This is a genomic window from Pseudomonas sp. Kh14, from assembly GCF_900291005.1.
Lineage (GTDB): Bacteria > Pseudomonadota > Gammaproteobacteria > Pseudomonadales > Pseudomonadaceae > Aquipseudomonas > Aquipseudomonas alloputida.
The window spans coordinates 1-272 of the sequence record NZ_OLKJ01000104.1 but is presented as its reverse complement, the minus strand read 5'-3'; the positions used below and the strand labels follow the sequence as shown (position 1 = coordinate 272).

The 272-nt window shown below is 64.3% G+C and carries 1 protein-coding gene; it reads left to right on the top strand.

The genetic code is table 11. The features are described 5' to 3' along the window. Positions 1-8 precede the first annotated feature (8 nt). A partial coding sequence (locus FQ668_RS27485; RefSeq protein WP_256677682.1) for a M14-type cytosolic carboxypeptidase occupies positions 9-272 on the top strand: 264 nt, incomplete at its 3' end.

The following is a 272-nucleotide window of genomic DNA, read 5'->3' as shown; positions in this document are numbered from 1 at the left end:
GGCTGGCAATGACCGTGACGCTCTCCCCGCTGCACATCGACTGCGATTTCGACTCCGGCAACATCCTGGTCCTGGACGCCAGCGACCCTGCGCACGTCCACCTGAACATCCGCAAGGACAGCCGCAGCGACCACTTCCAGTGGTTCCACTTCAAGGCCAGCGGCCTGACCCCGGGCCAGGTTCATCGCTTCAGCCTGGATAACGCCCACCAGTCCTCCTACAAGAACGCCTGGACCGGCTACCACGCCGTGGCCTCCTACGACCAGCAGACC